Origin of the sequence: Amycolatopsis sp., from assembly GCF_036008905.1 — a bacterium.
Lineage (GTDB): Bacteria > Actinomycetota > Actinomycetes > Mycobacteriales > Pseudonocardiaceae > Amycolatopsis.
Map to the genome: position 1 here is coordinate 1 of NZ_DASYMU010000024.1, position 20,049 is coordinate 20,049.

18 protein-coding genes, 1 tRNA gene and 1 pseudogene are annotated in these 20,049 nt (G+C 66.8%); 9 read left to right on the forward strand and 11 right to left on the reverse strand.

Annotated elements, in window-relative coordinates; all coding sequences use genetic code 11:
• Positions 1-776 (reverse strand): S1 RNA-binding domain-containing protein (locus tag VGP60_RS04555; protein ID WP_327546573.1); only part of this gene is annotated, 776 nt, incomplete at its 3' end.
• 319 nt (positions 777-1,095) lie between these two features.
• Here VGP60_RS04555 and VGP60_RS04560 point away from each other — a divergent pair.
• The 5 genes from VGP60_RS04560 to VGP60_RS04580 all read left to right on the forward strand — a co-directional run bounded on the left by VGP60_RS04560 (position 1,096) and on the right by VGP60_RS04580 (position 6,171).
• On the forward strand, positions 1,096-1,968 hold the full coding sequence (locus VGP60_RS04560; RefSeq protein WP_327546574.1) for a class I SAM-dependent methyltransferase: 873 nt from the start codon (positions 1,096-1,098) through the stop codon (positions 1,966-1,968).
• Positions 1,969-2,027: 59 nt separating this feature from the next.
• Positions 2,028-2,888: a GNAT family N-acetyltransferase gene (locus VGP60_RS04565; protein WP_327546628.1), complete on the forward strand. Its 861-nt coding sequence runs from the start codon at positions 2,028-2,030 to the stop codon at positions 2,886-2,888.
• Between the two features lie 117 nt (positions 2,889-3,005).
• The gene (locus tag VGP60_RS04570; protein WP_327546575.1) at positions 3,006-3,707 is read left to right on the forward strand and encodes an ATP-binding cassette domain-containing protein; all 702 of its coding nucleotides are present in this window, start codon (positions 3,006-3,008) and stop codon (positions 3,705-3,707) included.
• Positions 3,704-5,596 (forward strand): YhgE/Pip domain-containing protein, encoded by a 1,893-nt coding sequence (locus VGP60_RS04575; RefSeq protein WP_327546576.1) that lies wholly within the window; start codon positions 3,704-3,706, stop codon positions 5,594-5,596. The genes VGP60_RS04570 and VGP60_RS04575 overlap by 4 nt, the downstream gene beginning before the upstream one ends.
• Entirely contained in the window at positions 5,593-6,171 is a 579-nt protein-coding gene (locus tag VGP60_RS04580) for a TetR/AcrR family transcriptional regulator (protein WP_327546577.1), read from the forward strand. Before VGP60_RS04575 ends, VGP60_RS04580 begins: the two co-directional genes overlap by 4 nt.
• A 414-nt stretch (positions 6,172-6,585) precedes the next feature.
• On the opposite strand, the gene polA is transcribed toward VGP60_RS04580, so the two are convergent.
• A complete protein-coding gene (gene polA, locus VGP60_RS04585; RefSeq protein WP_327546578.1) occupies positions 6,586-9,327 on the reverse strand; it encodes a DNA polymerase I in 2,742 nt (913 codons plus the stop codon).
• 87 nt (positions 9,328-9,414) lie between these two features.
• On the opposite strand from polA, the gene VGP60_RS04590 reads away from it, so the two are divergent.
• Both VGP60_RS04590 and VGP60_RS04595 read left to right on the forward strand, forming a co-directional pair.
• Positions 9,415-9,855: a hotdog fold thioesterase gene (locus VGP60_RS04590; RefSeq protein ID WP_327546579.1), complete on the forward strand. Its 441-nt coding sequence runs from the start codon at positions 9,415-9,417 to the stop codon at positions 9,853-9,855.
• 1 nt (position 9,856) lies between these two features.
• Positions 9,857-10,819, forward strand: coding sequence for a LysR family transcriptional regulator (locus VGP60_RS04595; RefSeq protein WP_327546580.1), 963 nt, complete (start codon positions 9,857-9,859; stop codon positions 10,817-10,819).
• Between the two features lie 63 nt (positions 10,820-10,882).
• Here VGP60_RS04595 and VGP60_RS04600 read toward each other — a convergent pair.
• The 7 genes and pseudogenes from VGP60_RS04600 to VGP60_RS04630 form a co-directional block, all read right to left on the reverse strand.
• Positions 10,883-11,679 (reverse strand): annotated as a pseudogene (locus tag VGP60_RS04600) (prolyl oligopeptidase family serine peptidase).
• A gap of 121 nt (positions 11,680-11,800) precedes the next feature.
• Positions 11,801-12,514: an ABC transporter ATP-binding protein gene (locus VGP60_RS04605; RefSeq protein ID WP_327546581.1), complete on the reverse strand. Its 714-nt coding sequence runs from the start codon at positions 12,512-12,514 to the stop codon at positions 11,801-11,803.
• Complete coding sequence (locus VGP60_RS04610) at positions 12,501-13,424, reverse strand: ABC transporter ATP-binding protein (protein WP_327546582.1); 924 nt, start codon at positions 13,422-13,424, stop codon at positions 12,501-12,503. Before VGP60_RS04610 ends, VGP60_RS04605 begins: the two co-directional genes overlap by 14 nt.
• Positions 13,421-14,539 (reverse strand): branched-chain amino acid ABC transporter permease, encoded by a 1,119-nt coding sequence (locus tag VGP60_RS04615; protein WP_327546583.1) that lies wholly within the window; start codon positions 14,537-14,539, stop codon positions 13,421-13,423. Before VGP60_RS04615 ends, VGP60_RS04610 begins: the two co-directional genes overlap by 4 nt.
• Positions 14,536-15,549: a branched-chain amino acid ABC transporter permease gene (locus VGP60_RS04620; RefSeq protein ID WP_327546584.1), complete on the reverse strand. Its 1,014-nt coding sequence runs from the start codon at positions 15,547-15,549 to the stop codon at positions 14,536-14,538. The genes VGP60_RS04615 and VGP60_RS04620 overlap by 4 nt, the downstream gene beginning before the upstream one ends.
• A 108-nt stretch (positions 15,550-15,657) precedes the next feature.
• Positions 15,658-16,833, reverse strand: coding sequence for a branched-chain amino acid ABC transporter substrate-binding protein (locus tag VGP60_RS04625; RefSeq protein ID WP_327546629.1), 1,176 nt, complete (start codon positions 16,831-16,833; stop codon positions 15,658-15,660).
• Positions 16,834-17,114: 281 nt separating this feature from the next.
• Positions 17,115-17,726 carry an ANTAR domain-containing response regulator gene (locus VGP60_RS04630; RefSeq protein ID WP_327546585.1) on the reverse strand — a complete coding sequence of 204 codons (612 nt, stop codon included), beginning with the start codon at positions 17,724-17,726 and terminating at the stop codon, positions 17,115-17,117.
• 182 nt (positions 17,727-17,908) lie between these two features.
• Between VGP60_RS04630 and VGP60_RS04635 the strand changes: the two genes are divergently transcribed.
• Positions 17,909-17,985 (forward strand) — tRNA-Leu (locus VGP60_RS04635).
• 356 nt (positions 17,986-18,341) lie between these two features.
• Here the strand turns inward: VGP60_RS04635 and VGP60_RS04645 are convergent.
• Together VGP60_RS04645 and VGP60_RS04650 are read right to left on the reverse strand one after the other, a co-directional pair.
• Entirely contained in the window at positions 18,342-18,635 is a 294-nt protein-coding gene (locus VGP60_RS04645; protein ID WP_327546586.1) for a hypothetical protein, read from the reverse strand.
• Positions 18,626-19,294, reverse strand: coding sequence for a bifunctional DNA primase/polymerase (locus tag VGP60_RS04650; RefSeq protein ID WP_327546587.1), 669 nt, complete (start codon positions 19,292-19,294; stop codon positions 18,626-18,628). The genes VGP60_RS04645 and VGP60_RS04650 overlap by 10 nt, the downstream gene beginning before the upstream one ends.
• A 132-nt stretch (positions 19,295-19,426) precedes the next feature.
• Here VGP60_RS04650 and VGP60_RS04655 point away from each other — a divergent pair, with 132 nt between their 5' ends.
• Positions 19,427-20,005 carry a pyridoxamine 5'-phosphate oxidase family protein gene (locus tag VGP60_RS04655; protein ID WP_327546588.1) on the forward strand — a complete coding sequence of 193 codons (579 nt, stop codon included), beginning with the start codon at positions 19,427-19,429 and terminating at the stop codon, positions 20,003-20,005.
• Positions 20,006-20,049 lie beyond the last annotated feature (44 nt).

Below are 20,049 nucleotides of genomic sequence, written 5' to 3' on the forward strand. Positions count from 1 at the left end.
CCGACCTCGACAACCTCGGACGGGTGGTCGATGTGCTTCCAGGAAAGCTCGGAAACGTGCACGAGGCCGTCGACGCCGCCCAGGTCCACGAAGGCACCGAAGTTGACGATCGACGAGACGACGCCCTTGCGGACCTGTCCCTTGGCCAGCGCGTTGAGGAACTCGCTGCGGACCTCGGACTGGGTCTGCTCCAGGTACGCCCGGCGGGACAGGACCACGTTGTTGCGGTTCTTGTCCAGCTCGATGATCTTCGCCTCGAGCTCGCGGCCGACGTACGGCTGCAAGTCGCGGACGCGGCGCATCTCGACCAAGGAGGCGGGAAGGAAGCCACGGAGGCCGATGTCCAGGATGAGACCACCCTTGACGACCTCGATGACGGTGCCCTTGACGGGCTCGTCCTTCTCCTTGAGCTCTTCGATCGTGCCCCAGGCGCGCTCGTACTGAGCGCGCTTCTTGGACAGGATCAGCCGGCCTTCCTTGTCCTCCTTCTGGAGAACGAGAGCCTCGACCTCGTCACCGACCTTGACCACATCGGCCGGGTCGACATCGTGCTTGATGGAAAGCTCACGCGAGGGGATGACACCCTCGGTCTTGTACCCGATGTCGAGCAGGACCTCGTCCCGATCAACCTTGACGATCGTGCCTTCAACGATGTCGCCGTCGTTGAAGTACTTGATCGTCTTGTCGATGGCAGCGAGGAAGTCTTCCTCCGACCCGATGTCGTTGATGGCGACCTGCGGTGACGCAGTCGGGGCGGTGGCGGTGTCGATGGTCATTTGGCGGGTTGCTCCGGTTATGGCTGGGGGGATTAGTGGGTTTGTAGTTTGTGCGCGCCGTAGGCATGAGGCGACTGCGAAGCAAACGTCCACCAGGGAACGACCGCGAGCATCACCACAAATGGTGCGCGGCCCGACTTCCCGGCACAACCCTGCTGAACTGAAGCAGAACCCCGCTGAGGAGAGGCAGCGCGAACCCACTGCGCTAACAAGTATCCTACGCGGTCACTGCTACGCGGCACAAACAGGGTGCGCACCGCTGAAAAGCCAGGCCGCTAGGCTGAGCCGTGAAGCTCTGACCTGGGGAAAGGATAGCGGCTTGAACCAGCCGACAGTGACCAGCACCCCCGAACCCGACGAAGACAGGCACGCGCGCGCGGAAGAGCGGCTCGGCACCGCGGGTGTCGCCTATCGCGCGGTCGGCGCTGGTGAGGCCACCGCGGCGAACCTCGCGTGGTGGGACGCCGACGCCGACGACTACCAGGCGACCCATGGCGAGTTCCTCGGCGACGCCGACTTCGTCTGGTGCCCGGAAGGCGTGCGCGAGGCCGAGGCCGGCCTGCTCGGCGACGTCGAGGGCAAGCGGGTGCTCGAAATCGGCTGCGGCCAGGCCGCTTCCGCGCGCTGGCTGGCGGGCAAGGGCGCGGACGCCGTCGCGATGGACCTGTCCGCGGGCATGCTGCGGCACGCCCGCGAGGGCAACACCCGTACCGGGATCGCCGTGCCGCTGGTCCAGGCGACTGCGGAGAGCCTGCCGTTCGCGTCGGAGAGCATCGACGCGGCGTGCTCGGCGTTCGGCGCCGTCCCGTTCGTGACCTCGATCGACGCCGTGTTCGCCGAGGTGCACCGGATCCTGCGGCCCGGCGGGCGCTGGGTGTTCTCGGTGACCCATCCGATGCGCTGGATCTTCCCCGACGACCCCGGCCCGGGCGGGCTGACCGTCACCCAGCCGTACTTCGACCGCACGCCGTACGTCGAGATCGGCGACGACGGCACCGCGACCTACGTCGAGTACCACCGCACGGTCGGCGATTACGTCCGCGCGCTGGCGGGCGCCGGGTTCGCGCTCAGCGACATGCTGGAGCCGGAGTGGCCCGCCGGGCACACGCGGACGTGGGGTCAGTGGAGTCCGTTGCGGGGCAAGCTCTTCCCGGGTACCGCGATCTTCTGTACCACCAAGCCCAAGTCGTGACCGACGTCCCTGCCCCGCTGTACCCCGCCCAGAAGGCACGCTTCGCCCGGATCGACGCCATGCTGCCCGCGGCTCCCGTCCCGCCCGAAGGCGAACGCCTGGACGCGGTGACCGCCGACGGCCGCCAGGTCAGCGGAATCCTGCAGCACCAGGCGTATCCGACCGGAGCGGCCGATCTGCTCTGGTCGGCCGCCGAGGTGTGGCAACTGTTCCCGTTCATCGGCGAGACCGGCACGGCCGGGTTGGACACACTGCTGCGGGCGTGGCGTGCAAGGCTCGCCGGGGAAACCCCCGGCGCCGACTCGGCGTGCATGGTGAACTGGCCGAGCCAGGACGCCGAGGCCATCCGCGCGTTCCTGGACCACGGGTTCGTCCCGATCTCCACGCTCGCGGTGCGCAAGTCGCCACCCCAGCCCGTGCCCGCATGCGGCGTCACACTGCGTCACGCGGAGCCGTCCGACCTCGAGGACGTGGTCGCGCTCGCGACGGCGACGTTCGCCTACACCGATCTCGTCGGCAGCCGGAAACGGGCGAACACCGCCGAACTGCTGACGCCGCAACTGGAACAGAAGCTCCGGGACCGCGGGCCGATCTGGCTCGCGGAGCGGGACGGCGAGGTGGCCGGGCTCGCCGAATGCGGCTGGATCGAGTCCACTCCGGACTCCTGGGCGGCCGACCTGCTCCCCCACGGCCGCTGGGGGTACGTAAACAACGTCGTCACCGCTCCGCACGTCCGCGGCGGCGGGGTCGGCCAGGCGTTGATGTCGTTGGTGCACAACGAGTTCCACCGCGAAGGCGCGATCGGCACGTACCTCTACTACAACCCGCCCAATCCGCTTTCGTCGGTTTTCTGGCACCGGCAAGGGTATCGTCCACTTTGGACGATTTGGGAGGTTCAGCCGGCCTCCGCGCTGCGCTGAACCGCCACCCGAGAGGGTGAAATCACACTCCCCCGGCTTGTTGTCGCTTTCTGACGGGAGTAGGTTTTTGCACTGACCAGTCAGTTCAAAAGTGTCAGTTCACAAGCAGGAGTTCCCGTGCAGGTTCGAGCCGACCAGGTGTCCGTGGACGGACCTCACGGAACGCTGTTGCCCCCGACCTCGCTGACCGTCGAAAGCGGCCGGCTCACGATCGTCCACGGCGAGCCCGGCGTCGGCATCACCGCGTTCGGGCTGGCACTGGCCGGGCGGATCAAGCCCACGACCGGCACGGTCACCCTCGACGACGCCATGGGCGCCACGAAGCTGCGCGACCTCGTCGCCGTCGTCGACGCCCCGGGGGTCAGCGAGCCCGACGACGCGCTGCCGGTACGCGTCGTCGTCGGTGAGGAACTGGCGCTGGCCCACCGGCCCGCGAGCAAGGACGCCGTCGCGCGCTGGCTCACCGAAAACGACGCCGCGGCCTTCGCGAACATGCGCTTCGAAAGCCTCACCGCCCAGATGCGCACGCGGTTGCTGACGACGTTGGCCGCGAGCCGCGAGGGCATCAAGATGCTCGTGCTGGACACGCCGGACCGGCACACCAGCGACGTCGACAGCTGGTCCGTGCTCGCCCGTGAACACGCCGAACGCGGCGTGGCCGTGGTCGTCCTAACCGCGACCACTCCCCTGAGCGCGCTGGCCGCGCCGCCCGCGCGCATCGGTGAGCAGGAGCAACCCGAGCCGCTGGTGTGTCAGCAGCCCGCCGAAGAAGACACCGCAACCACCGAAACCACCGATTTCACAGAGGAAAGCGCATGACCAGCTTCCGCATCGCCCTGAACGAGCTGCGCCGCCTGAGCTCCGGCACGCTGCCGAAGCTCGCGATCGTCGCGCTGGTGCTCGTGCCGCTGCTGTACGCGTCCTTCTACCTCTACGCGAACTTCGATCCGTACAGCCGTCTCGACAAGCTCCCGGCCGCGGTCGTCACCAGTGACAACGGCGCGACCGCCGACGGCCAGCAGCGCAACGTCGGCCGTGAGGTCACCGACGAGCTGGTCAAGTCCGGCACCTTCCAGTGGCACGAGGTCTCGGCCGCCGACGCGCTTTCCGGTGTCCGAGACGACAAGTACTCGTTCGCCATCGGCATCCCCCAGGACTTCTCCGCCGCGCTGCTGGCCGCCGGCGACTTCCGGCCGCAGCAGGCGACGATCACGCTGACCACCAACGACGCCAACAACTATCTGTCCGGCACGATCGCCAAGCAGGTCGCCGAACAGGTCCGCAAGACGATCGCGGAGAAGGTCGGCGGTGCCGCGGCCGATCGCTTCCTCCTCGGCTTCTCCACGATCTACGGCAAGATCACCGAAGCCGCCGACGGCGCGGTGAAACTCGCCGACGGTTCGGAGAAACTCAAGGCGGGGCAACAACAACTGGCCAGCGGAGCCGAGCACCTCGCCGGTGGGCTGAGCCCGTTGTCCTCCGGCCTCAACACGTTGAAGAGCAGCACCACCCAGCTTCCGTCCCAGGCCAAGCAACTGGCCGAAGGCGCGAGCCAGGTCGCCGCGGGCAACACCAAGGTCGCCCAGGCCGGGACGCTGCTCGCGGGCGGTTCGAGCGATCTCCAGAAGAGCCTCGACGACACCAACAGCGCGCTCGCGCAGCGGATGCGCGCCGACGGTTTCACCGAAGCGCAGGTCCAGCAGGTGCTCTCCTCGCTGGGACAGCTGCGCTCCCCGATCGACAACGCCAACAGCAAGATCCAGGACGCGAACGGCCAGCTCGCCGCACTGGCCGATGGCTCGCGCAAGGTGTCCGACGGCGCCGCCCAGCTCTCGGCGTCGGCTCCGGCACTCGCCGACGGCATCGCGAAGGCCGCCGACGGCGCGAACCAGCTGAACGCGGGCGCGGCGAAGCTCAACGACGGTGAGAAGACCGCGGTGACCGGGACGACCGACCTCGCCACCGGCGCGGCCCAGCTCCGCGACGGCTTGAAGGACGGCCTCAAGCAGATCCCGAACCCCGATGACCCGACCCGGACGGCCACGGCCAACACGCTCGCCGACCCGGTCGCGGTGAACTCCGTCGGCGTCGCCTCCGCCGGGACGTACGGCGCCGGGCTGGCTCCGTTCTTCATCTCCCTGGCGACCTGGATCGGCGCGTTCGTGCTGTTCCTGCTGCTGCGGCCACTGTCGACGCGGGCATTGACCGCCGGTGCGTCACCACTGCGCGTCGCCCTGGGTGGCTGGTTCGCCTCAGCGCTGCTGGGCGCGGCACAGGTGGTCGTGCTGTTCGGCGCGGTGACCTGGCTGGTGGGGATCCACATCGCGCATCCGGTGGGCGCCATCGGTTTCGCGATCCTCGTCTCGCTCACCTTCACCGCGGTGGTGCACGCGCTCAACGCGTTCTTCGGCGCGATCGGGAAGTTCCTCGGACTGGTGCTGCTGGTCCTGCAGCTGGTGAGCGCGGGCGGCACGTTCCCGTGGCAGACGATTCCCGACGCGCTGTACCCGCTGCACGTCGTGCTGCCGATGGGTTACGCGATCGACGGCTTTCGGCACTTGCTCTACAGCGGCGCTTCCATGAAGATCGTGGGCGACATCGGTGTGCTGCTGGCGTATCTCATCGGTGGGATCCTGGTCTCCACGCTGGCCGCCCGCAAGCGTCGCGTGTGGACGGTCAAGCATCTCAAACCGGAGTTGGCGTTGTGAGTTCCCGTGGCGAGGCGACGAAGCAGAAGCTGTTCGAGGCGACGCTGCGGCTGGCGGCCAGCCGCGGTCTCGTCGGCCTCACCGTCGACGACATCGCGACCGAAGCCGGTGTCGCCAAAGGCACCGTCTACTACAACTTCGGCAGCAAAGACGGCCTGGTCGACGCCCTGCTGCGCTACGGCGTCGGCCTGCTGGCCGAACGCCTGCGCGCCGCGACGACCGGCGGCGCCCCCCTGGAAACCATCGAATCCCAGGTGGACACCGCGCTGGAGTTCATCAGCGAATACCCGGGCTTCTCACAGATCCTCGTCAGCGAAATGTGGCGCACCCCCGGCCAGTGGCACGAAACCCTTACGCTGCTTCGCGAAGAGATCATCTCCATCGTCAAGGAACAGCTACAGCGCCTGGCCGACGACAATCGCCTCCCCGACGGCGTGGAAATCACCACCGCCGCCGCAGGCCTCTTCGGCACCATGCTGGTCGTTTCCCTGGACTGGCAAACCTTCCAGCCCACCCGAACCCGCGCCGACGTCCGAGACTCCGTCATGCTCCTAATAAAAGGCATGGCCCGCTAACCCCACCCCAAAAACACAACCACGCGGGTTTTAGACGCAACCACGCGGGCTTTTAGATCCCTAGACCCAGACACAGCGACTTACGGCCGGCCACGGCCGGAAGTCTTCACCGCGCGCTCGCCGAAGGCCAGGTTTGCGGGAGCAGGGCGCCCCCGACACCTGCTTGCCATACCCACCCATGCCACGCCCTGGTCACGCAAACCTGATCGCGCGCCTGCCAATAAACACAGGCTTCTAACCGTGCCTCTGTACGCACCGCGCAGCTCTGAGCCGCACAAGCCAGAGCCCAACCCCGCAGCTTTGAGCCGCACCCACCCAAAGCCATCCGCGCAGCAAAGCGCCTGGTCACCCTCGTGAGTGGCAACAAGTGTTCTAACACTCGTAGCCACTCACGAGCCACCCACCCAGCCGCGCCTAGTGCGCAGCCTCATTCCAAGACTTCCCGTAGCCGACCGAGACTTCGAGCGGCACGGCGAGCTTGTAAGCCGAGCCCATTTCCTTGCGTACCAAAGCTTCCAGCTGCTCGTGCTCCCCATCGGCAACCTCGAGCACCAGTTCGTCATGCACCTGGAGGATCACCCGGCTGCGGAGACCGGCTTCGACCAACGCCGTGTGCACGTTCAGCATCGCGACCTTGATGATGTCCGCCGCGCTCCCCTGGATCGGCGCGTTCAGCGCCATCCGCTCGGCCATCTCCCGCCGCTGCCGGTTGTCACTGTTCAAATCCGGCAAATACCGGCGGCGGCCAAAGATCGTCTCCGTATAGCCAACCTTCGCCGCATCGACAACCACGGACTGCAGATAGTCCCGCACTCCCCCGAACCGGGAGAAGTACGCCTCCATCTGGTCCTTGGCCTCTTCGTTGGAGATCTTCAGCTGCTGAGCCAGCCCATAAGCCGACAACCCGTACGCCAGCCCGTACGACATCGCCTTCACCCGATACCGAAGCTCCGGCGTAACTTCCTCAGGCGGCAACGAGAACGCCTTCGAAGCCACATACGTGTGCAGGTCCTCGCCGGTGTTGAAGGCTTCGATCAACCCGGCATCGCCGGAAAGATGCGCCATGATCCGCATCTCGATCTGGCTGTAGTCCGCTGTCATCAGATCCGCATACCCGGTGCCCACCACAAAAGCGTCCCGAATCCGACGCCCCTCTTCGGTCCGCACCGGGATGTTCTGCAGGTTCGGATCCACCGACGACAACCGCCCGGTCGCCGCGATCGTCTGCTGCAACGTCGTGTGAATCCGCGCGTCGTCGGCGATCGCCTTGATCAGGCCCTCGACGGTCACCCGCAACCGAGTCGCGTCCCGATGCTCCAAAAGGTGCTGCAGGAACGGGTGTTCGGTCTTCTCGAACAGCCCCTGCAACGCCTCGGCGTCGGTCGTGTACCCGGTCTTGGTGCGCTTCGTCTTCGGCATGGCCAGTTCGTCGAACAGCACCACCTGCAGCTGCTTCGGCGACCCGAGGTTGATCTGCTTGCCGATGACCGCGTACGCCTCATCGGCGGCCTGCCGCACCCGCACCGCGTAGTGCTCTTCCAGCGACGTCAGCTGCTCGACGTCCACCGCGATCCCGGCGGCCTCGAGCTCGGTGATGACCTCGAGCAGCGGCATCTCGATGGCACCGAGCAGCTCGACCGCGCCGATCTCCGTCAGCTCGGTCTTGAGCGCACTGGCCAGCTCCGCGATCGCCCGTGCTCGCACCAGTTCGACCTGGACGGCCTTGAGGTCTTCGTCTTCGGCGCCACCGTCGAGCAGCGACAGCTGACCGTCACCGCTGTCGGCCTCGGAGCGCAGCTCACGCTGTAAGTACCGCAAGGAAAGGTCGTCGAGTTCGAAGGACCGCTGCCCCGGACGCACCAGGTACGCCGCCAGCGCCGTGTCCATCACCAGACCGGACAACGTCCAGCCGCGTGCCAGGATCCCGTGCAGCGCGACCTTCATCGCGTGCCCGACCTTCGGCACGTTCTTGTCGGCGAGCCAGGCCGAGAGCGCCTTGTCGTCCGACTCGTCCATTGTGGACACATCGAGGTAGGCGCCCTCGCCGTCGGGCGTGGCGAACGAGATGGCCTGTATGTCGGCCTGGACCGACGCGCCGGTGGTGCGGAAGGAAAGCCCGACGGGCTCGCCCGGCCCGGCGTGCGCCGCCAACCAGGTGCCCAGGGCCCCGACGGGCAGCAACGCGCCGGTGACGTCGAAGCCTTCGTCGGCTTCCGGCTCGGAGCTGGACAGCGTCGCGAACAGCCGATCCCGCAGCACGCGAAACTCGAGTTCGTCGAACAGCCGGTGCACCGCGTCCCGATCCCATGGGCGCAGCTCCAGCCCACTCGGCACGAGCTCCAGCTCGACGTCGCGGATCAGCTCGGTGAGGTGCCTGTTCAGCATCACGGCGTCGAGATTCGCGCGCAGCGCGTCCCCGACCTTGCCCTTGACCTCGTCGACCCGGTCGATCAGCTCATTGAGGGTGCCGAACTGCTTGATCCACTTGGCCGCCGTCTTCTCCCCCACCCCGGGGATACCGGGCAGGTTGTCCGACGGGTCGCCGCGCAGCGCCGCGAAGTCCGGGTACTGGGTCGGTGTCAGGCCGTACTTCTCCTCGACCGCCTCCGGCGTGTACCGGGTCAGCTCTGAGACACCCTTCTTCGGGTAGAGCACCGTCACATGGTCGTTGACCAGCTGCAACGCGTCCCTGTCCCCGGTACAGATCAGCACGTCGAACTCGTCGACCACGGCCTGGGTGGTCAGCGTGGCGATGACGTCGTCCGCCTCGAAGTTCTCCTTGGTCAGCGCCGGGATGCCCAGCACCTTGAGCACGTCCTGGATCAGCGCGACCTGGCCCTTGAAATCATCGGGCGTGGCCGACCTCGTCGCCTTGTACCCGGCGAAGGCCTCCGACCGGAACGTCTTGCGCGAGAGGTCGAAGGCGACCGCGAGATGGGTCGGCGCTTCGTCGCGCAGCAGGTTGATGAGCATCGAGGTGAAGCCGAAGACCGCGTTGGTGACCTGGCCGGTCGAGGTTCGGAACCGGTCGGCGGGCACCGCGAAAAACGCCCGGTAGGCCATGGAATGGCCGTCGATCAGCAGCAGCCGCGGCCGCTCGGCCGTGTCTGTCGCGCCTGTGTTCTTGCCTACGGTTTGGTTCTCGATCGGGCTCACGCCAGCGAGTCTAGGGTGAGGGGCCGACACTCTTACGTGTCACCTCGGCTGTCAGCATCCCTGTCCCGTGAAAGATGGAGCAAAACCTTGACCGACCAAGCAACCAAGGAGGCACTCGAGCAGTACGCCGGTGTCGATCCCGCTGTCGCCGACCAGCAGCTGAACGAGAAGGTCGGCATGAAGCTGCTCGAGGTGACCCCCGAACGAGTGGTCGGCACGATCCCCGTCGAAGGCAACCTGCAGCCGTACGGCCTGCTCCACGGCGGCGCCAACGCCGTACTCGCCGAGGCACTAGGCTCGACGGTCGCCGCCCTGAACGCCGGTGCGGACCGCGCGGCGATGGGCCTGGAACTGTCGTGCACGCACCACCGGGCCGTTCGCTCCGGCCTGGTCACCGGGGTCGCCACCCCGCTGCACGTCGGCCGCGGCACCATCACCACGGAGATCGTCATCACCGACGACCAGGGCCGGCGCACCTGCACCGCACGGCTCACCTGCGTCGTCCGGGACAAGCCGCCAGGCGCGTAAAGTGGATCTCGACCTGGCGCAGGTCCGCGCCTTCCTGGTCACCGCCGACCACCGGCACTTCAGCCGCGCGGCGGAACAGCTGTTCCTCACCCAGCAAGCGCTGTCGAAGCGGATCCGGAAGCTGGAAGACGCGCTTTCGGTGCAGCTCTTTTTGCGGACCAACCGCGCTGTCGAGCTGACCGAGGACGGCGAGCGGTTCCTGCCGCACGCGCGTGAGCTGATCCGGGTCGCGGACGCGGCGACAGCGGCGATGGGCGCCGACGAGCAGCCCCTGCGCGTCGACCTGATCGACAACCGCCTCTCGCCGATGTTCATGCTCCGGCGGCTCGCCGAACGCGTCCCCGAGCTGCGGGTCGAGCGAAGCAGCAGGCGCGGGCTTGCCCCGGCGCTCGATCCGCTCCTGCTCGGCGAGATCGACCTCGCCTTCGGCCGCGTGCACGACCTGGGCCGTGAGCTGCCCGACGCGCTCGACCATCGTGTCGTCCGGCTCGAACCGCTGGTCGCGCTGCTCCCGCCGGAGCATCCGCTGGCCGACGCTGACACCGTCCGGATGGCGGACCTGCGGCCCGAGGGCATCTGGCTGCCGTCGCTCGGCGGGCCCGTCGAATGGCTGAGCTACCTGCGGCGGATGAGCGAAAGCCTGGACGTCCCGCTCGACGATTCCGGCGTCAGCTACGACCTGCGGCACACCCTGGAGCAGACCCGCTACGGCAAGCCGCGGGTCACCCTCGCCGGGGCCGATATGGAGCTCTCCGCCGACCTCAACCTGCGGGTCCTGCCGTTCGAGCCGTCGCCGCTGTTCGCGTGGTCGGTCGTCTGGCGCAAGGAAAAACCACGTCCGGCGCTGCGGCGCTTCCTCGCGCTGGCGGGCCAGGTCAGCCGCGAGGAGGGCTGGTGCGACTACGACCCCGCGCGTTGCTGGGCTCCGGAGGGCGACGTGCTGGGGAACCCTAAAGCGCTATGAACGGACCTTTCCTAGCGCCTTGTGCAAGGAAAGGTCCGTTCATAGCGCTTTAGCCGGGGGCACCTAGAGCCGCTTCAGGAACCACTCGGTGAGCGCGGCGTCCACCCGCAGCGCGTCGGCGTTCTGCGGAGCCGGTTCGATCCCCGGCGCCTCCGCCAAAGCGTGCCCCATCCCCGGGATCGACAGCAGCTCGGCGCGGTCACCCAGCGCCGCGACCAGCGCGGCGGCGGGCTCGACGATCGCGATGTCGTCGTCCTCGCCCAGCACGAGCAGCACCTCGGCGGTGATCTCACCCGAGCGCCGCACGAAGTCGAACCGCTCCGCCACCTTCCGCGACCGGTCCGTCCACGGGTACACCACGCCGTACCGGCGCTCGTTCGCCGCGACAGCGGGCGCGAGCTGGGTCACCGGGTTGATCAACGCCGCGGCGTTGATCTCGACGTCACCCCGTGCCAGCACTTCCAGCGCCACCGCGCCGCCCGCCGAGCCGCCCACGACGCCGATCGGACCGTCCGCGATCGAGAACCGCGCACGCAGCTCCGCCAGCGCGGCCGGGAATTCCGAAGCGCCTTGGTCGGTCACCGGCTCGGCCACGTTGAGCACGTAGTCCTCACCCGCCAGGCGGAAGAACTCGTCGTAACCGCCGTCGGGAAGCCGCTTGCCGCTCATCGGGAGTCCGAAGTGGACTCTCCACGCGGGCACGCGGGCACGCCGGCCATCGGGATCGCCGCTGCCATGGCCGCTTCACTCGCGGGCGCGTCCATCAGGTGCCAGGTGACGATCAGCGGCGCCGGTCCGGTCACGTTCTCCGGCTCCAGCGCGACGAACGGAACTCCGGCGGCAATACCCGTGATACCCATGGTCACTCCCAGTGTCGAGGAGCTCCGAAACGCCGGAACCCCGCCTGCGACAAAGCATTCCGCGCAGGCGGGGTTCCGGTCCAACAGCCTTTCGGCCGCCGAGGACAACCGTTGGTTGTGCTCAGCCGACGCCGAGGTAGGCCTCCTTGATGCTGTTGTCGGCGAGCAGTTCCGCGCCGGTGCCGGACTTGGTGATACGTCCGGTCTCCAGCACGTAGGCGCGATGCGCCCGCGACAGCGCCTGCTGCGCGTTCTGCTCCACCAGCAGCACCGTGGTGCCCTGCTTGTTGATCTCCGTGATGATCCGGAAGATCTGCTGGATGAACTGCGGCGCGAGCCCCATCGACGGCTCGTCCAGCAGCAGCAGCTTCGGCTTCGCCATCAACGCGCGGCCGATGGCGAGCATCTGCTGCTCACCACCCGACATCGTCCCGCCGAACTGGCTCTTGCGTTCCGCCAGCCGCGGGAACAGCTCGAACACGCGATCGAGGTCCGGCTTCAGGCTTCCCCTGTCCTTGCGGGCGTACGCCCCCATGTCCAGGTTCTCCATCACCGTCATCCCGGGGAAGATCCCCCGGCCTTCGGGCGCCTGCGAAATACCGCGGACGACCCGGAGGTCGGCGCGCAGCTTCGAGATGTCCTCGCCGGCGAACTTGATCGACCCGTTCGAGATCGGCCGGATGCCGGAGATGGCCCGCATCGTGGTCGACTTCCCGGCGCCGTTGGCACCGATGAGCGTGACGATCTCGCCCTCTTCGACCGAGATGGTCAGCCCGGACACGGCCTGAATCCGTCCATAGTGGACGGAAACATCCGAGAGCTCAAGCAACGTCATCGTCTGGCACTCCCAGGTAGGCGGCGATCACAGCGGGGTTCTCCCTGATCTCGGCCGGCAGTCCTTCGGCGATCTTCTTGCCGAACTCCAGCACCACGATCCGGTCGGTCACACCCATGACCAGTTTCATGTCATGTTCGATCAGCAGGACGGTGTAGCCGTCGTCGCGGATCGTGCGGATCAACCCCATCAGGTCTTCTTTTTCCGCGGGGTTGAAGCCGGCGGCCGGCTCGTCGAGGCACAGCAGCTTCGGTTCCGTCGCGAGCGCCCGCGCGATCTCCAGGCGCCGCTGGTAGCCGTACGGCAGGTTCTTCGCCTTGTCCGCCGCGCGGTCCGCGATACCCACGAACTCGAGCAGCGCCATAGCCCTGTCGACGGCCAGCTTCTCCTCACGGTGATGGCGGGGAAGCCGGAGCAGCGCGCCGAGCACGCTCGTCTTGGCCCGCGCGTCCGCGCCGACCACCACGTTCTCCAGTGCCGTCATCTCGGCGAAGAGCCGGATGTTCTGGAACGTCCGCGTGATGCCGAGCTGGGTGATCTTGTGCCGCGGCGCGTTGCCGAGCGCCTTGTCCTCGAGCAGGACCTGCCCCGAGGTCGGCCGGTACACCCCGGTCATCGCGTTGAAGCAGGTCGTCTTGCCGGCACCGTTCGGCCCGATCAGGCCGAGGATGTCGCCACGCTGGATCTTGAACGACACGGCGTCCAGCGCGGTCAGACCACCGAACTTCACGGTCAGGTCGCGGACCTCGAGCAGTGTCTCACCGACTCCGACCGCGATTTCGCGGTCCGGTGCGACGGCCTCGGCGACCTCGGCGAAGTGCTCCGCGCGCTGCTCCTCGGTCATGTGCTCGACCTCGGCCACGAGGCCGCCTTCGATCGGCGCTTCGTGCGCGCCACCGGGCTGCGTCATGACTTGCCCCCTGCGTTCGGTTCCGGGGTGAGCGCGCTGTCACCGCTGATCTGTTCACCCTTGCCGAGCAGGCGCTGGTACGCCTCACGGCCCCGCGCCAGAAGCCTCTGACGCGCGCCGAGAATGCCCTGGGGGCGAAAGATCATCAGGACGATGAGCGCGATACCGAAGATCACGTAGTTGTACTTCTGCAGCTCCACGAAACGCAGCGGCAGGTACGCGACGACGACGGCGCCGAGCAGGACACCGACCTTGTTGCCGGCACCGCCGAGCACGACCGCGGCGAGGAAGAGCATCGAGGTCACGATGTCGAACGACTGCGTGTTCACGAAGCCCTGCTTGCCGGCGAACAGCGCGCCGGAAAGCCCGCCGATCGCCGCACCGATGACGAACGCCCAGATCTTGAACCGGTAGGTCGGCACGCCCATGATCTCGGCGGCGTCCTCGTCCTCACGGATCGCGACCCAGGCGCGGCCGACGCGGCTGCGCTCGAGGTTCCCGACGAACAACAGGATGATGACGATGATCGTCACCGTGAGCACGTACCAGGCGCTGGCGTTCGGCAGGATCGACGAACCGTCCGAGCTCTTGCCGACCGCGAAGAAGCCGGACTGGCCGCGCAGCGGGCCGACGTTGTCCGCGATAAGCCGGATGATCTCGCCGAAGCCGAGCGTCACGATCGCGAGGTAGTCGCCTCGTAGCCGCAGCGTCGGTGTGCCGAGGATGACCCCGAAGATCATGGTGATCACCATGGCCAGCGGGAGCGTCCAGAGGTACGGGATTTTCGAGAGCATCGAGTCGGGGCTGGTGAACAGCGCCGAAACGTAGGCACCGACGGCGAAGAAGCCGACGTAACCGAGGTCCAGCAAACCAGCCTGCCCGACGACGACGTTCAGGCCGACCGCGACGAGCGCGTAACGGGCCACCTCGAACATCGCGTTGGCGAAGTCGGTGCCCGTGGTCGCCAGCAGCGGCGGGTTCAACCACGGCAGCAGGTAGATCACGGCGACGAGCGGGACGAGGATGGCCCACTGGGCCGGGCGGCTCAGGTTGTTCCACCGCTCACGGATGGCCGGGCGAGGGGAAACCTGAGGTTCCACTGTTGAAGTCGTCATGCCCTTGCCTTTCCGAGAGCCTCGCCCAAAAGTCCGGTAGGCCGGAGCATCAGCACCAGCACCAGCACGACGAAGGCGACGACGTCCTTCCACTCCCCACCGAAGAGCGACTGGCCGTAGTTCTCGATCAGGCCGAGCACGAGACCACCGAGCAGCGCGCCGCGGAGGTTACCGATACCGCCGAGCACCGCGGCCGCGAAAGCCTTGATGCCGAGCAGGAACCCGCCGTTGAAGATCGCGCCCTGCGGGATCTTCATCATGTAGAACAGCGCCGCCGCGCCGGCGAGCAGACCACCGACGAGGAAGGTGATCACGATGACGCGTTCCTTGTTCACGCCCATGAGCGTGGCCGTGTCGGGATCCTGCGCGACCGCGCGGATACCGCGGCCGAGCCGGGTACGGTTGACGAAGTAGTCCGCGACGAACCACAGCAGGATCGACGCCAGCACGATGATCACCTGGATGTTGGTGACCGGCGCGCCGAAGATCTCGAAGAGCACCTCGGGGTTCAGCAACCGGATGGCAGGCCGCTGGTTGAGCCCGAAGAAGATGTCGAGACGCAGGATGTACTGGATGGCGAAGGACGCGCCGATGGCCGTGATGAGGAAGGCCAGCTTCGGGGCGTTCCGCTTGCGCAGCGGCCGATAGGCCACTCTTTCGAGCGCTACCGCGGTACCGGCGGAGGTGGCCGCGGCGGCTATCAGGGCGATGCCGAGATAGAGCACGATCTCGCCGATGCCCAGTTCGATCGAGCCGCCCGAGCGGAAACCCAGGCCGTAGAAGACGAGCCAGGTCGCGAAGGTACCGACGACGAAGACTTCAGAGTGGGCGAAGTTGATGAGCTTGAGGACACCGTAGACAAGGGTGTAACCGAGGGCGATCAGCGCGTAGATCCCGCCCTGGGTGAGCCCATCGACAGTGTTGTTCCAGAACTGCTCCGCGAATGCGCCGACGTCGAAACGGATCCACTGGTCGGATTGAGCAAGGAACGGAGTCAGCGTGGGGTGCACGGATTCACTCGTTCTCCAGGTATGGCTCAGGCATGCAGGCGGGGACGGTTTGTCCCCTCCTGCATGCCCGAGTCACCCGCCAAAGGCAGGCGAGGTTGTTTGATGGAATTAGCTGATCTGGCCGGCGTTCACGATCTTGCCGTTCTCGACCTTGTAGGCCCAGACCGGCGTGTCGGAAAGCTCGCCCTTGGCGTCCCACTTGAACTTCTTGGTCAGGCCCTGGCCGCTGTACTTCGTGACGAAGTCGAGCAGGCCCGCGCGGTCCTTGACACCCGAGTCGATTCCCTTGAGCAGGATCGTCGCGACGTCGTAGCCCTCGGGCGAGTAGGTACCCGGGTCACGGCCCTCGACCGACTTGTAGGCGGCGGTGAAGTCCTTGAAGTTGTCCTCAGGGACACAGGGGCACGTGAAGTACGCGTTGGCGGCAGCCGCACCGGCGCCCTTCAGGAACTCGGTGTCCTTGACGCCGTCCGGGCCGATGAACTTGGCGGTGATGCCCTTGTCGTTGAGCTGCTGCGCGAACGGGCCGGCTTCGGGGTAGTAACCCGCGAAGAAGATGACGTCCGGCTTCTCGGTCAGCATCTTGTTGACGACGGCGGAGAAGTCGGTCTGGCCGGTCTTCACCTTGTCGGAGCAGCCGCCGGCCGCGCCGAGCTTCGACGTGACCTCCTTGGCGAGGCCGGTGCCGTACTCGGAGTCGTCCTCGATGACACAGACCTTCTTGGCCTTGAGCGTCTCGGTGGCGAACTTGGCCGCGGCGGGACCCTGCACGGCGTCGTTGCCCATGCCACGGAAGAAGGTCTTCCAGCCGTGGTCGGCGAGCGCCGGGTTGGTGGCCGACGGCGTGATGTGCACCAGGCCGGCCTGCTCGAACAGGTCGCCGGTCGCCTTCGACTCACCCGAGAACGGGAGGCCGACGACGCCGAGGATGGCGGGCTCGTTGACGACCTGCGTCACGATGCCGGGCGCCTTGTCGGGCTTGCCCTCGGTGTCGAACTGCTTCAACGTGACCTGGCAGCCGGGGTTGGCTTCGTTGTGCTGCTTCACCGCGAGGTCGACACCGTAAAGGATGTTCTGACCGAGCGCGGCACTTCCGCCGTTGATGGTTCCGGCGTACGCGAGAGTGGCGCCCGAGCACACCGCCTTGCCGTCACCCTTGGGGTCGGCTGCGTCGGCCGCCTGCTGCGGGGCCGCAGCGGCGGACGTCGGGGCGCCACTGCCGGTGCTTCCCGTATCGCGCGCCGAACATGCACCTACGGCGAGCGATGCGACCGCTGCCAGCACGATGACCCTCGTGAGTCGTGCTTTTGACACTCGTTCCTCCAAATGCCGACAAGCCGCTACTGCAGCGGCTGTCCCAGGTCGGGACCTGACTTGGGCGCTGAACGTAGCCGCCCGCGGATGGGTTGCCCAGAGTTACACACGGTGTTGTATCCACATCGTGACGGTCGTCACCGGCGTTACCCAACGTTTCACACCCCATTGTCCGATTGCAACAATAGGGTGATAACGGTGAGTAGTATATGTACGCTGGGACAGCGTTTTTCACACACTTGGGTAATTCGTCAGCCCATGCTGTCGACAACAGCCTCTGCTACGGCCTTCATGGTGGTCCGGCGGTCCATCGCCGTCCGCTGGATCCAGCGGAACGCCTCCGGCTCGCTCAAGCTCTGCTCACTCATGAGCAGGCCCTTGGCCCGGTCGATGACCTTACGGGTCTCGAGCCGGTCGGTCAGGCCCGCGACTTCGGATTCGAGAGCCTGCAGCTCCGCGAACCTGCTGACCGCGAGTTCGATGGCGGGAACCAGGTCACGCTTGGCGAACGGCTTCACCAAATACGCCATGGTGCCGGCGTCCCGCGCCCGCTCCACCAGGTCCCGCTGACTGAACGCGGTCAAGATGACGACCGGAGCGATCCGGTCGCCGGTGATCTTGGATGCCGCCTCGATGCCGTCGAGCTTGGGCATCTTGACGTCAAGGATCACGAGATCGGGCTTCAGGTCGATGGCGAGCTTGATGGCTTCCTCGCCGTCGCCGGCTTCGCCGACTACCTGATAACCCTCCTCGCGCAACATCTCTACGAGATCCAGCCGGATGAGTGCTTCGTCCTCTGCGACGAGCACCCGACGTTGCGGCACGGTGATGACACCGTTGGCCTCGGCAGCCTCTTCGGTCACCGGGGTCCTCCTGTGAGCTCGAAGGGATGGGTCAGTTCGCGGCGAACCGCGAGTCCAAAGCCTACCGGGAACGATCGGGACGGCCAGATGGCGTTCGCCACGTGGGTGACCCAGACCACCGGCACATTCCGGACCACCCGATGCCAGTGCCCGGGCGGCGATCCCGTAATGTTCGCTGCCGCGCCCCCGTAGCCCAATCGGCAGAGGCAACGGTCTCAAAAACCGTCCAGTGTGCGTTCGAGTCGCACCGGGGGCACCACGTTTGACCAGCGTTTAGATGCCCCTCACCAGCCAAAAGTCTGGCGAGGGGCATCTTTCGTGTTCCCGGCTGCACCCGGTCAGATACGGGGACCCGTTCCCTATCTGTTCCCCGGCTCAGTCGGCAGCGCCGTCGTTGTTGAGGTGGTCCTCGATCCGCCTTCGGGCGTTCTCCCCTGTCCCGCGATTACCTTCGCGTAAATCTTGTGGAGAACCTCCACCGAGTGGCCGGCCCATTCGGCTACCTGCGTCGAGGGAACCCCCGCGGCCACTGACGGGTTTCGGCGGTTTGATCTGCATTGCGGAGCATCGATCAACTGAGAGACCAACCAGGTTAAGTGCTCACGAGAACAGCGATCAGAGGGCTTCCTGTCGTCCAGCGATGCGGCGAGGGTTGGCGGCACCGGCAGTGAGACTGGTGTCGATGACACCACCGGGTCCGAGGTCTTTGCTGGCAGAGCCGGGCGGGTTCCAGGTCGCCCAGGCCCGTTCCAGTGCGGTGCGGCGGGGGGGCGAGAACACCGGCGCCGACCAGTTGCCCGAGTGCGTAGGACGAGCGCGACAGAATGGCGTTGCGCTGCCCTGTCGGGCATTGATGACGTTGGTGGTTTCGGCCAGCAGCGCCGCGGTGACGTAGCCGGTCAGCCGCACACCGGCCGACTGGGGCAGCGCTGCGCTGGCCGGTGCGAGCACTGGAGTGACGGCCTGGTGTATCCAGCCGGGCAGCGCGGTGGTGGCGCGGTCGTCGTAGAGCTCGTACCTCCGCGTGGCAAAACGGATCCCGGTCCGACGACGTAGCCGCCGTGCCCGCGGGTGTCGAGCTTGAACCCGAGCTTCCCGGCGGTGCGCAGTGCCGCCCCGGCGGGCTTGGTGTAGTAGAGGTGCCAGCCACCCGAGGCGGTCGTGACCGCGTAGGTCGCCGCGATGAGATCACCGCGGCGCGCGGCCAGTGCCCGCAACACTTGCAACCCGCTCTCGACGCGTCCGGCGGGGTGGCCGGCGGGCATCGGCTCACCGGGTTTGAGGACGTCGCAGTCCACGACGTAGAGGTTCGACGGTCCGCACGCGAGCCCGATATTCGCGGTCGGTGTGGCCATCCACCACGCGTGGATCGTGGCGGTTTCGGTGGTGGCGCAGTGTTCCCAGTCCTTGACCATCGGCCTGTCCTTGGTCAGCGGGCGAAGCGGGAACACGGCCCACCCTCTGCCAGCGAGGTGAAGCGCCCACCGCAGCAACGGTGACGCCGCGTCGGAGCCGGGCGTGGTCGTGTCTGGGTGCTGCTCACGCGATGTCCTTTCGGTCGGTGGCACGGGTTTTCGGAGCGATTAACCTTGATCACCCCCGGCTCGCTCGTACTTGACGGTCAGCGCGGTGAGCCGGTCTCCGAGGGCCGTCAGGCGGGCTGCGGTGCTGCTGGCTGCTTGGCGCGGGTGTCGGCTTCGGTGGCGCGGCTGATCTGGTCGTCGGTGATGGCCGCGGTGGCAGATGGGCAGCCTGTTGACCTCGACTGCGGTAGAGGTTGCATCATGGGGCCCGTGGAGCGACCGCTATTTGATGTCCTGGGATTCTTGAACGAGCCGACGCACGTGGCCAGCGTTGCGACAGTCACCTCGCGCGGACGACCCGCGTTGGCCATGATGTGGTTCCTGTTGGAGGACGGTCGACTGTGGTTTAACAGTCCGGAGGCACAACAGGATCAGCCCGCACCGTTTCTGCGGGCGGCAGGCGAGGCACACGACGTTGCGGTGATGGTGGCGACTTTCGATCCTCCAGACGATGTGCGGCAGTTTCGTGCGGTAGGACCGGCACGGTTGGAGAAGCGGGATGTGTCGAGAGTTCGACGGATCTATGAACGTTATGTGCCGGAGTGGTCGCCTTCGTGGTCGTCGCACGCGGAGTCCGCCAAGTTCCGGTTGTGGTCGATGGTGCCCGAGCGTGGCATGGCCGTGACGTTCCCTGGACTGGACGACAGCCCGACCTGTCGGTGGGCGACGGAAGCGGATCTGCTCGCGCGCCGTTAAAGACACATGTCCGGTCTGGCGCAGGTTTACGAGTAGCAGTGGGA

Bases quoted from the DNA above. Each gene is read 5' to 3' on its own strand.
- VGP60_RS04565 (WP_327546628.1), top strand. From the start codon at position 2,028: ATGCTGCCCGCGGCTCCCGTCCCGCCCGAAGGCGAACGCCTGGACGCG.
- VGP60_RS04575 (WP_327546576.1), top strand. From the start codon at position 3,704: ATGACCAGCTTCCGCATCGCCCTGAACGAGCTGCGCCGCCTGAGCTCC.
- VGP60_RS04605 (WP_327546581.1), bottom strand. From the start codon at position 12,514: ATGACGTTGCTTGAGCTCTCGGATGTTTCCGTCCACTATGGACGGATT.
- VGP60_RS04610 (WP_327546582.1), bottom strand. From the start codon at position 13,424: ATGACGCAGCCCGGTGGCGCGCACGAAGCGCCGATCGAAGGCGGCCTC.
- VGP60_RS04615 (WP_327546583.1), bottom strand. From the start codon at position 14,539: ATGACGACTTCAACAGTGGAACCTCAGGTTTCCCCTCGCCCGGCCATC.